Source organism: Candidatus Nitrosopumilus sp. (assembly GCF_029882185.1).
Classification (GTDB): domain Archaea; phylum Thermoproteota; class Nitrososphaeria; order Nitrososphaerales; family Nitrosopumilaceae; genus Nitrosopumilus.
Map to the genome: position 1 here is coordinate 1 of NZ_JAOULD010000040.1, position 10,357 is coordinate 10,357.

At 35.7% G+C, this 10,357-nt stretch carries 12 protein-coding genes and 1 pseudogene; 10 read left to right on the forward strand and 3 right to left on the reverse strand.

Going from position 1 to position 10,357, the window contains the following annotated elements; translation table 11 throughout:
• Nucleotides 1-508: pseudogene (locus OEW78_RS08455) on the forward strand (carbamoyl phosphate synthase large subunit); the annotation flags it as partial.
• Nucleotides 509-855: 347 nt separating this feature from the next.
• Here OEW78_RS08455 and OEW78_RS08460 read toward each other — a convergent pair.
• Nucleotides 856-1,605, reverse strand: coding sequence for a metallophosphoesterase (locus OEW78_RS08460; protein WP_300326868.1), 750 nt, complete (start codon nt 1,603-1,605; stop codon nt 856-858).
• 34 nt (nt 1,606-1,639) lie between these two features.
• On the opposite strand from OEW78_RS08460, the gene OEW78_RS08465 reads away from it, so the two are divergent.
• Together OEW78_RS08465 and OEW78_RS08470 are read left to right on the forward strand one after the other, a co-directional pair.
• Entirely contained in the window at nt 1,640-1,945 is a 306-nt protein-coding gene (locus tag OEW78_RS08465; RefSeq protein ID WP_366523055.1) for a hypothetical protein, read from the forward strand.
• A gap of 45 nt (nt 1,946-1,990) precedes the next feature.
• Nucleotides 1,991-2,242: a hypothetical protein gene (locus tag OEW78_RS08470; protein WP_300326870.1), complete on the forward strand. Its 252-nt coding sequence runs from the start codon at nt 1,991-1,993 to the stop codon at nt 2,240-2,242.
• A gap of 1 nt (nt 2,243) precedes the next feature.
• Here the strand turns inward: OEW78_RS08470 and OEW78_RS08475 are convergent, their stop codons facing one another.
• The gene (locus OEW78_RS08475; protein WP_300326871.1) at nt 2,244-2,543 is read right to left on the reverse strand and encodes a hypothetical protein; all 300 of its coding nucleotides are present in this window, start codon (nt 2,541-2,543) and stop codon (nt 2,244-2,246) included.
• Nucleotides 2,544-2,631: 88 nt separating this feature from the next.
• Here OEW78_RS08475 and OEW78_RS08480 point away from each other — a divergent pair, with 88 nt between their 5' ends.
• From OEW78_RS08480 to lsrF, 3 genes are read left to right on the forward strand one after another with little or no spacing between them, the layout of a single operon-like run.
• Nucleotides 2,632-2,925 carry a V-type ATP synthase subunit F gene (locus OEW78_RS08480; RefSeq protein ID WP_026090104.1) on the forward strand — a complete coding sequence of 98 codons (294 nt, stop codon included), beginning with the start codon at nt 2,632-2,634 and terminating at the stop codon, nt 2,923-2,925.
• 32 nt (nt 2,926-2,957) lie between these two features.
• Nucleotides 2,958-3,986, forward strand: a complete 1,029-nt coding sequence (locus OEW78_RS08485) for a zinc-dependent dehydrogenase (RefSeq protein WP_300326874.1) — start codon at nt 2,958-2,960, stop codon at nt 3,984-3,986.
• Between the two features lie 24 nt (nt 3,987-4,010).
• Nucleotides 4,011-4,922: a 3-hydroxy-5-phosphonooxypentane-2,4-dione thiolase gene (gene lsrF / locus OEW78_RS08490; protein ID WP_300326876.1), complete on the forward strand. Its 912-nt coding sequence runs from the start codon at nt 4,011-4,013 to the stop codon at nt 4,920-4,922.
• Nucleotides 4,923-4,930: 8 nt separating this feature from the next.
• Here the strand turns inward: lsrF and OEW78_RS08495 are convergent, their stop codons facing one another.
• Nucleotides 4,931-5,329 carry a nuclear transport factor 2 family protein gene (locus OEW78_RS08495; protein WP_300326878.1) on the reverse strand — a complete coding sequence of 133 codons (399 nt, stop codon included), beginning with the start codon at nt 5,327-5,329 and terminating at the stop codon, nt 4,931-4,933.
• A 226-nt stretch (nt 5,330-5,555) separates the two neighbouring features.
• On the opposite strand from OEW78_RS08495, the gene ilvB reads away from it, so the two are divergent.
• Genes ilvB through OEW78_RS08515 form a run of 4 tightly spaced genes read left to right on the forward strand, consistent with a single transcriptional unit; the run spans nt 5,556 to nt 10,302 of the window.
• Nucleotides 5,556-7,253 carry a biosynthetic-type acetolactate synthase large subunit gene (gene ilvB, locus OEW78_RS08500; protein ID WP_300326879.1) on the forward strand — a complete coding sequence of 566 codons (1,698 nt, stop codon included), beginning with the start codon at nt 5,556-5,558 and terminating at the stop codon, nt 7,251-7,253.
• Nucleotides 7,254-7,262: 9 nt separating this feature from the next.
• Nucleotides 7,263-7,745 carry an acetolactate synthase small subunit gene (ilvN, locus tag OEW78_RS08505; protein WP_300326880.1) on the forward strand — a complete coding sequence of 161 codons (483 nt, stop codon included), beginning with the start codon at nt 7,263-7,265 and terminating at the stop codon, nt 7,743-7,745.
• Nucleotides 7,742-9,256 (forward strand): 2-isopropylmalate synthase, encoded by a 1,515-nt coding sequence (locus OEW78_RS08510; protein WP_300326881.1) that lies wholly within the window; start codon nt 7,742-7,744, stop codon nt 9,254-9,256. Before ilvN ends, OEW78_RS08510 begins: the two co-directional genes overlap by 4 nt.
• 32 nt (nt 9,257-9,288) lie before the next feature.
• Complete coding sequence (locus OEW78_RS08515; RefSeq protein WP_300326882.1) at nt 9,289-10,302, forward strand: isocitrate/isopropylmalate dehydrogenase family protein; 1,014 nt, start codon at nt 9,289-9,291, stop codon at nt 10,300-10,302.
• Nucleotides 10,303-10,357 lie beyond the last annotated feature (55 nt).

The following is a 10,357-nucleotide window of genomic DNA, read 5'->3' on the forward strand; positions in this document are numbered from 1 at the left end:
TGAGGCTGCATGTTTTGGAAATAGCTTCTATGATGCATTGTCTAAAGGATTGACTTCAGTTGGGTATAATTTGCCTGATAAAGGATCTGCACTAGTGACTGTCGGAGGAGCTCAAAATAAAGAAAAGTTACTCCCTACCATTGCAAAACTCAAACAATTGGGTTTCAAAATTTTGGCAACAGAACATACTGCAGAATTCTTTGAGGAAAAAATTGGCCAAGTTGAGATTGTACATAAAATTTCAGAACCCGGAAGAAAACCAAATATTTCTGATTTGCTATATGAGCGAAAAATCGATTTTATCATAAACATTCCTAGCACATCTACGTTGGAAAAATATGTTGGAATGCTTGACGATGAATATCAAATTCGACGTAAATCTCTTGAATTGGGAATTCCTGTTCTGACGACTATGGAATTGGCTGACTCTTTTGTGAAAACACTAGAGTGGTTGAGAAATAATAAGACTACAAAAGATCCTATTGAACCATATGATAAATATGAATAATTTTTAAAAACATAAACGCAAGCATTCTGAAAAGAATATCTCAAAAAAATTCTCTGATGATGAACTTAGTCTGAGCAAAATTGAGAAATTTGATACTGATGGAATTAGATTTATTCATTTAAAAAATAGTGCAAAGAAAAATTTTGTAAAAATAAAGATTGCAGAATTTACTTGAGATCTAATTGATGATTGGAACAAGAATGGTCATTTGGCAAATATTTCATGTAAAAATTGTGGAAATTCCTATGAAATGCGTGTTGCATATTCTGAAACTAAAAACGTGGGCAAAATCATAAAGATGCCCTAATTTCACCTTCAAAGGATTGTTTATAACTAAACTAATTTGATCAGATTACTTGTTTGATGTTTGATTCATTTCCGATGATTGTCCCGTCCAATGTAATTATTTTTGCTTTTGATATTTCTTTAATTTTATTTATTATCGGCGAAATGGATTTTTTATATTGTCTTCTATATGTTGCGTAAAAATATTTGTTAAATGATGGAATTATTGTAATTTCAATCTCCCCTGTTTTGTTTGGAAAAATACTTTCTTTTTCTGTTTTAATCGAGACCCATACCCTTTGACCATTCATCACTGAATCCTCTTGAAAAAAAACTGGATGAACGTGTCCCATGATTATTTTATCAACATGAGAAAAATTCTCTGATGGCATCGTGTGTCCATGCGTTAACAAAACATTTTCTTCTACCATTCCTGTAGAGCTTATCATTGAAATGTTATTTGGTATTATCTTCTGAATATTTGCATCATGATTGCCTGGAATTAGAATTACATCACATTTTTCTCGTATCTTTTTAAAAAATAATGGTACTTCGTCCCATTCATTTCTTGAAATGTTCTTTATGCTTGATTTTATATCTCCCAATAGAATTACAGAGTCTGGTTTTTCTGAATCAATAATTTCAGATAATTCTTGAATTGATTCATTTATGCTTGAATTTTTGCCTATGAAGATTTGGTTTGATGCCATGTTGTTTTCAAACCCAATATGAATATCTGTGACAACTAGATTCTTTTTTTCACCCTCCAAAACTAATGCTGGTTTTGATGGGACAATTCTAGTTTGCAACATCAAAGTTATACTGTAGATATCTGATTAAATTCTTGTGTACAAAGACATGGAAAGAATTCAATCTATTGTTTCTGAAAAACGAGTCAAGTTGCATGTTTTTGAACCCAGTCAAAGAAAAATTTGGACTGTTGTTGGAAAAGGTCAAGAGCATTGGATTGATCCTGATTGCAACTATTGCTCTTGTCCTGGGTTTTACTTTGGTAAACTGAATGGAAAAACCACTTGCTATCATTTGGAATCTGCACATCTTGCTAGGGCTAAAAATCAGGTAGAGGAAATTCTTTTTTCTGATGATGAATTCTCTGATTTTCTTTTTGGTCTGATTGATGATCTAAAATAACCAATTATTTGAACTTATTAATAACTAGAAAATCTTTATAGAATTATGGATGATGAACAACAAAATTCTGAAATAGAAAAAATTGCAAATCTTATGGTTCATGACGATATTTCCCCTGATGAGCAAGACGCTTCCAAACTAGAAAAATACAAAAATCAGATCAAAGAAGACTGTGGTCTAGATGATGAAGATGCCTTGAAGATGGTTTATGAAACATTGCTTTATAGAAAATTAAAAAATTCTGATTCAGGTGATGTTTTAGAAAAAGGTAATGAGTTTGGAGCTGGATTTAGCTAATCTATTCTAATGGTATAGAATCTATATCTTCTTTTGAAGCTCCTTTCCAAAGACCGATCATTCCTTCTGGTTTTACGTCTTCAACTTTAGTAATTTGTTGAATCTTGATATGGTCTGGATTTGGAGGCATCCATAACATTGCCATATAGTCTCCTATTTTTCCAACTTTAGTTGGCAAGGCTATGATGACTTTGTCTGCTGCAAATCCTTTTGCAGTCAATGCATTTGTGGCTTTTTCTTTAAGATCCATTCTTCCGTGCAGGAACAAATAGACGTCTTTTTGAGTGTCGATTTCTGCCATGAATTCACTGATTTTTTAAACTAAATCAATCTTTCCTGATCTATTATCTCCAAAAAGGGTTAAATTAGAACGGACAAAATTCTCAACTGTGAAAATCTTTACTGTTGGAAGCAAATCCTTTGTAACTAGTTTCCAATTAGCTGGAATTCCGGGGAAAATTTCTGAAAATCCACAAAAGGCATTAGAAGAAATCAAGACATTAACTGATGATTCTGATGTCGGTCTAGTTTTGGTCAGTGATGATATTACGGAATCTATTAACGATGAATTAACTGCACTTCGAGCTGAAAAATCAACTTTGGTCTTTGCATTACCTGCAACTGGAAGTGAAAAAACTGAAGTTGATTACAGAGTAATGTTGAAGAAAATTCTTGGCGTTTAATCTACTTATAATCAAATTTTTAATGTTCAACCATGAAAACTGCTTCTGTTAAAGAACCTTCTAAAATTTCCGTTGATGAAACAGAAAAACCTCAGTTACAATCTGGTGAAATTTTAGTTCAGATGCAAGCTTGTGGAATTTGTGGCTCTGATCTGGAAAAAGTTTTTGGGCAATATGGCCAACCCTCTATGCGTTTAGGACACGAGCCTGCTGGCATTGTATTAGATACAAGTTCTGATGTAACTGATTTCAAAAAGGGTGATCGAGTATTTACTCATCATCATGTTCCATGTTATGATTGTCATTTTTGTAATCATGGATATGAAACAATGTGCCAGAAATACTATGAAACTAATCTTTCACCATGTGGTTTATCTGAAGAATATGTAGTTCCAGCTTGGAATGTTTTACATGGTGGCGTTTTAAAAATTTCTGACTCGTTAAGTTTTGAAGAAGCTGCAATGATTGAACCTCTGGCATGTTGCGTTAGAGCATGGTCTAAATTTCCTTATCATGAGGGTGACTCTGCTGCAATTTTTGGCGTAGGTCCAACAGGAATGATGCATGTGATGCTTGCTTATGCTAAAAAATTCTCAAAAATTTTCTGTTTTGATGTAAATGATTTCAGATTAGATTTTGCAAAAAAATTCAAAATTACTGAATCTATGAATTCTATGGATGAAAACCGAAAACAAAAGATTCATGACCATACTGATGGTAGAGGTGTAGATGTGGCAATAGTTGCTACAAGTAGCCTCAAAGCATTAGATGATGCCATAGATCTGGTACGAAAGGGCGGCACTGTGATGATGTTTGGCGTTCCATCAAAAGGCGCAAAATTGGATTTAGACATGAACAAAATTTATTCAAAAGAAATCACGCTTGTAACTAGTTATGCTGCATCTGATTTTGATACCAAAGAAGCCCTAAATCTAATTGAATCTTCTCAGATTGATGTCAAACAATTAATCACTCATACATATCCCATTTCTGATTCTCAAAAAGCATTTGATCATGCTCGTACTGGTGAACATGCAATGAAAATAATTATTACAAAATAAGAAACGCTTAAGAAGGGATTTTTCTTGCTTGAAAATCGAAGCAATATGGATTGGGGATTAAAAAATAGACTTTCTAGTATTATCAAACCACAAAATAACCGTGCATTAATGTTGGCAGTAGATCATGGATACTTCCTAGGTCCTACTGAAAAATTAGAGGATCCAAAAAAAGTCATTGCACCTCTCTTGAAACATTGTGATTCTCTTATGGTTACTAGAGGTGTTCAAAGAGCATCTGTACCTGCAACTACTGGCACCCCGATGGTATTGAGAGTATCTGGAGGTTCAAGCATTATTGGAGAGGATTTGTCTCAAGAAGACATCACTGTATCTATTGAAGATGCAATTAGACTAAATGCAAGTGCTCTTGCAATGTCTATCTTTGTTGGTTCAAAATATGAATATCAAACAATTGTAAATCTTGGAAAACTAGTCAGCGAGGCTGAAAAATATGGATTACCTGTATTGGCAGTAACTGCAGTTGGAAAAGAACTTGGCAAAGATGCTAGATATTTGTCGTTGGCATGTAGAGTAGCTGCTGAACAAGGCGCACACATTGTCAAAACTTACTATTGTGATAACTTTGAAAAAGTTGTCCAGTCCTGTCCTGTCCCAATAATTGTTGCGGGCGGAAAGAAAATTCCAGAACGTGATGCTTTACAATTAACCTACAATGCAATCAAAGGTGGTGCAGTGGGTGTAGATATGGGTAGAAACATCTGGCAATCAGAACACCCAGTTTCAATGATCAGAGCCGTTAGAGCAATCGTTCACAATAATCAGAATGTTGATCAGGCCTTCAAATTATACAAAAAATTAGTTAGTGAAGAACCCAGAAAAAAATCAAATAACAATAAATCAAACAACCCTAATCAAAAGAAATCAAACAAGCCAAACAACCCTAATCAAAACAAACCACATCAAAACCAGAAATAATTATCTGCTTATATTTTTGACAAATGAATATGTGCAATTTTCCAAGTTGGTTGCTTGACAAGTACAAATGTTGCACGCCCGCTAATTTCCATGTGTTCCCCAGTGTATGCTTTAGTATCCACTAGCATTCCTTTTTGAATTAATTCTAATGCAACAACTGCTGTGTCTCCAAATACGCTGATTTTTGGATTTTTTATTTCATAGGAATAATCAGAGATGCTGACAAATTTTAATTCTTCAAGCTCAATTGTATTTTGATAATCTTTTAGGTCATATGGAGGTAAATCACTAAAGCTGGAAAATCTGGGATCATTTAGATGGATGTCTCTCAGTAATGATAGTTCTTTTGTGATTCCAGCTTGAAATAATGTTTCAATCACATTGATGATTTCTTCATTATCTGTCAAAATAATCTATTTCGAATAAGAAAATTCTGAGTTTAAGTCTTCTGTACTATTATATGCAAAAACTCGACTACTGTTTAGAGAATCTTTATTAATTATCAATTGACTATTTTTTCTGATTTCAATGGACACTACATTAACTGGAATATTTGATAACTCTGTACTTGCTATTGTTCATCTATAATGTGTGCCTAAAATTTACTAGATTAAAATTATGGAAGTTAATTTAATGAATAAAATGGAAAGTATGAGCGGCGCAAAAGCCTTAATGATGGCTATGGAAAAAGAAGGCGTCAAACAAGTATTTGGTTTACCTGGAGGTGCAAATCTTCCAATGTATGATGAATTTGCTCGTTGTAATATTAGACATATCTTAACAAGACATGAACAGTCTGCAGCACATATGGCTGATGGATTTGGAAGAGTCAGTAGAAAGCCTGGTGTGTGTTTTGCAACATCTGGTCCTGGTGCTACAAATATTCTTACTGGAATTGCAACTGCACAAGCTGATTCTGCTCCAATGATCGCAGTTACCGGACAAGTTCCTGTTGGAATGATAGGAAAAGATGCTTTTCAAGAAAGTGATATTATCGGAATGGCGAATCCTGTTGTAAAATATGCATTTCAACCAAGATCAGCTGGAGAAATTCCAGAAGTTGTAAAAAAAGGATTCTTTATTGCTGAATCTGGTAGACCCGGACCTGTGTTAATTGACATTCCAAAAGATGTCCAGACAAATGTAGAACCTATGAATTTTCCAGATGAATTCAAAATTCAAGGGTACTATCCATGGGCAGATCCTGATATTGTAAATGTTGAAAAAGCAATCGATATGTTGCTTCATGCAGAGAAACCAATCATACTAGCTGGCGGTGGAACCATTATTTCCTCGGCCTTTGCTGAATTGCAATCTATTGCAGAAACTTTGATGCTTCCTGTTGTAACTACTTTCAAAGGAAAAGGAGCATTTCCTGAAAATCATCCTTTATCATTAGGCCCAATTGGAATGCATGGTCATGCAGAGGCAAATAAAATGATGTCCGAAGCTGATTGCGTGTTAGCAATTGGCACAAGATTTTCTGATAGGTCTGTTGGCACTTTTGAAGCATTTGAGAAACGATTGAAAATTATTCACATGGATGTGGATCCTGCAGAAATTGGTAAGAACCAGACTGCCCAAATTGCTGTAATCGGAGATGTCCGTGTAAATCTTAGAGTAATGATAAAATTGCTTTTACAGCGTGCTATTAAAAAATCTGAAGAAACTCCTTGGATTAAACATGTTAAAGAAACCAAAACTTACTGGAAAGAAAACTTGAAACTTCATCCAGGTGAAATGGGTGCTGCTAAAATTTTACGTAAACTCCGTGAATTGTTACCAAAAGAATCTGTTGTAACTACAGAAGTAGGTCAGCATCAAATGTGGGCCTCATTGTTTTATGATGTAATCCAACCTGGTACCTTCTTTAGCTCTACTGGCTTGGGCACCATGGGATGGGGATTTCCTGCAGCAATAGGTGCAAAAGTTGCAAGACCTGATGTACCCGTGGTTGATATTGCAGGTGACGGAAGTTTTGCCATGACTGAAAACTCTCTTGCAACTGCTGTGTTGGAAGATATTCCTGTAATTGTATTTGTACTAAACAATTCCACATTGGGAATGGTAGCTCAATGGCAGAGAACTTTCTATGATAGAAGAATGATTGGCGTGGATCAAAAAAGTTGCCCTGATTATGTTAAACTCGCAGAGTCTTATGGCGCACAAGGAATCAGAGCTCAATCAATGGATGAGCTTGATAAAGCGATTAAAACTGCATTAAGCAGTGATGTTGCAACAGTAATTGACATTCCAATTGATCCTGAAGAAGACGTGTTGCCATTTGTAGCTCCTGGAACTTCACTTGCGGAAATGATTTTACCTTCTTAGTGATTGATTATGTGGGCAATTCTTTCTATTTTAGTTGAAAATAAACCTGGGATTTTGTTTAAGGTGACTCATCTTTTCAGATCTCGAAACTTCAACATTGACAGTATTTCAGTTGGAATTACCGAAAACCCTGATTATTCTAAAATGACTATCACCACATATGGTGATGAAAAACAGATTGAACAAATTGTAAAGCAATTAGATAAAATGATTGATACTGTAAAAGTTGAGCATCTAGATGAGCAAAAAACTCTCTTTCGTGAACTGATCCTTTTTAAGATAAAACTCAGTAATGCTAATGATAGCATGGAAGTAAACAAACTGGCAAATGCATATGGTGGTAAAGTCCATGATGTGAAAAAAGACTCTATCATGGTTGAATTGACAGCTACTCCTGATCAAATTAAGGCATTTGAGGAGTTGGCAAAACCCTTTGGCATCCTTGATGTTGCACGAACAGGTGTTGCTGCTTTGCAAAGGAGCGGAGCATGAGAGTCAGAATATTTGATACCACATTAAGAGATGGGGAACAAACAATCGGCGTATCTTTATCCCCAATTCAAAAATTAGCTATTGCAAAAAAACTTGATGAACTTGGGGTTGATGCAATTGAAGCTGGTTTTCCAGTAATCTCTGATGGTGAATTAAAAGCAGTAAAAATGATCACAAGCGAAGGGCTGTCTTGCGAAATTGCTGGATTGACACGAACTATCAAAAAAGATATTGACGCTGCAGTCGACGCAGGATTAAACTATATTCACACATTCATTGCAACTTCTGATATTCATTTAGAACATAAACTCAAAATGACCCGAGATCAAGCTCTTGAAAAAGCAATTGAAGCAGTAGAATATGGGAAATCTCGTGGATTGCAAGTTGAATTCTCAGCTGAAGATGCTTCAAGAACTGATAGAGAGTTTTTGAAAAAAGTGTTTGGGGATGTTGCAAAAGCAGGTGCAGACCGAGTCAATATTCCTGACACCGTAGGATACTCTACCCCTGAATATATGGCAGAAATTACTAGGGATACTGTAGAAGCTACAAAACTTCCAGTAAGTGTTCACTGTCATAATGATTTTGGACTAGCTGTTGCAAATTCATTGGCAGGAATTCATGCAGGAGCTTCATGTGCACATGTTACAATTAATGGAATCGGTGAAAGAGCAGGTAATGCCTCATTAGAAGAACTCTCTATGGCCTTGAAATGTTTGCCATATGAGCAAAAATATGAGACAAACATCGAGTCAGAACTAATTTACGATACTTCAAGATTTATCTCTAAAACTGTTGGAATAATAGTTCAGCCTAACAAGGCAATTGTTGGTGCCAATGCATTTGGCCATGAATCAGGAATTCATACACACGGCGTATTGAGTAATCCGCTTACATACGAGCCAATCAGTCCAGAATTAGTTGGAAGAAAAAGATGGCTCCAAGTTGGAAAACATGCAGGTGTGCATGGAATGAATGCAATGTTATCTGAATATGGAGTAAAACCAACCGAGGAACAATCGCAACAAATCTTGGAGAAAGTCAAAGTGCTAGGTGATCAGGGAAAACAGATCACTGATGTTGAATTGCTTTCTATTGCAAGTGAGGTGTTGGGAGAAAAAGACCTTAAAAAAATTGTTCAACTAACTGGATTCTCTGTATCAACTGGGATAGGAACAATGCCATATGCGTTTGTAAAATTAAACGTGGATGGTGAGGATCATGTTGGTACTGATTATGGGGTTGGACCTGTCGATGCTGCACTAAACGCAATTCAAAAAATTACTGGTAAACTTTCTGAAATCAGAATAAAGGATTATGGATTAGCATCAATATCTGGTGGCTCTAGTGCATTGTGTGAGGTTACAGTAAAGGTCGAAGACGCATTAGGGAACAAGGTCTCTGCAAAATCTGTTGGTGAAGACATTGTAACTACCTCAGTAAAGGCAGTAATTGATGCAATTAATCATATTATGCTTAAAAAATTACTGCATGAAAAACAGGTACAATAAATCCTAAAATTATCTTGATGTGATACCATACTATGTATAAAATTTCATTAATTACCGGTGATGGGATAGGTCCTGAATTGTCTGAATCTGTGCTTTCTGTTTTGAATGCTATTCACGACCGTCTTGATTTGAAATTTAATATTACAAAATTATCTGCAGGTGACAAGGCATTGTCTGAAACTGGAAAGGCACTTCCCGATGAAACAGTTACAGCAATAAAACAATCTGATGCTTGCATGAAGGCACCTGTTGGTGAAAGCGCAGCTGATGTTATTGTTGTTTTGAGAAGAATGCTTGATCTTTATGCCAATATCCGACCTGCAAAATCTTATCCACACATGCCTGCATTACGTGATGATATTGATATGGTGATTGTTCGAGAAAACACTGAAGATCTCTACACTGGCAAAGAGTTCAGTTTAGGAAATGCATCAGTAGCATTGAGAATAATTTCAGAAGCTGCTTCTAAGAGAATTGCAAAATATGCCTTTGAAACTGCAAAACAACGTGACTCTATGAGAAAAGTAACATGTGTTCACAAATCCAATGTTATGCGGGTCACTGATGGCATGTTTGCAAAAGCATGCGTTGATGTCTCTAAAGATTATCCTGATATTGCATTTGAAGAAATGTATGTTGATGCATGTGCGATGAATTTGATCCGACAGCCAGAGCAATTTGATGTTGTGGTGACTACTAATCTGTTTGGTGATATTTTATCTGACGAGTCATCACAGGTAGTAGGCGGTTTGGGAATGGCTCCTGCGGCTAACATTGGAGACGACTTTGCGTTGTTTGAACCAGTCCATGGCGCTGCCTTTGATATTGCAGGACAGAACATAGCCAACCCTTCGTCCTTTTTGCTGTCAATCAAGATGATGCTTGATTGGTTAGGAAACAAACACAATGATTCTAAATGTATTGGGGTTGGAGCCAAATTAGAATCCACAATATTTGATTTGGTAAAATCCGGCGTAAAAACCAAAGATATTGGTGGTACTAGTAGCACTACTGAATTTACAAAACAGATTACTGACAATCTCTAAAAATAGAATCCCTCCTTTTTGTGCCTAGGTTTGTGCTATATTGAAACGATGTCTA

Bases quoted from the DNA above. Each gene is read 5' to 3' on its own strand.
- ilvN (WP_300326880.1), top strand. From the start codon at position 7,263: ATGTGGGCAATTCTTTCTATTTTAGTTGAAAATAAACCTGGGATTTTG.
- ilvB (WP_300326879.1), top strand. From the start codon at position 5,556: ATGAATAAAATGGAAAGTATGAGCGGCGCAAAAGCCTTAATGATGGCT.
- OEW78_RS08470 (WP_300326870.1), top strand. From the start codon at position 1,991: ATGGATGATGAACAACAAAATTCTGAAATAGAAAAAATTGCAAATCTT.
- OEW78_RS08475 (WP_300326871.1), bottom strand. From the start codon at position 2,543: ATGGCAGAAATCGACACTCAAAAAGACGTCTATTTGTTCCTGCACGGA.
- OEW78_RS08510 (WP_300326881.1), top strand. From the start codon at position 7,742: ATGAGAGTCAGAATATTTGATACCACATTAAGAGATGGGGAACAAACA.
- OEW78_RS08485 (WP_300326874.1), top strand. From the start codon at position 2,958: ATGAAAACTGCTTCTGTTAAAGAACCTTCTAAAATTTCCGTTGATGAA.
- OEW78_RS08515 (WP_300326882.1), top strand. From the start codon at position 9,289: ATGTATAAAATTTCATTAATTACCGGTGATGGGATAGGTCCTGAATTG.
- OEW78_RS08460 (WP_300326868.1), bottom strand. From the start codon at position 1,605: ATGTTGCAAACTAGAATTGTCCCATCAAAACCAGCATTAGTTTTGGAG.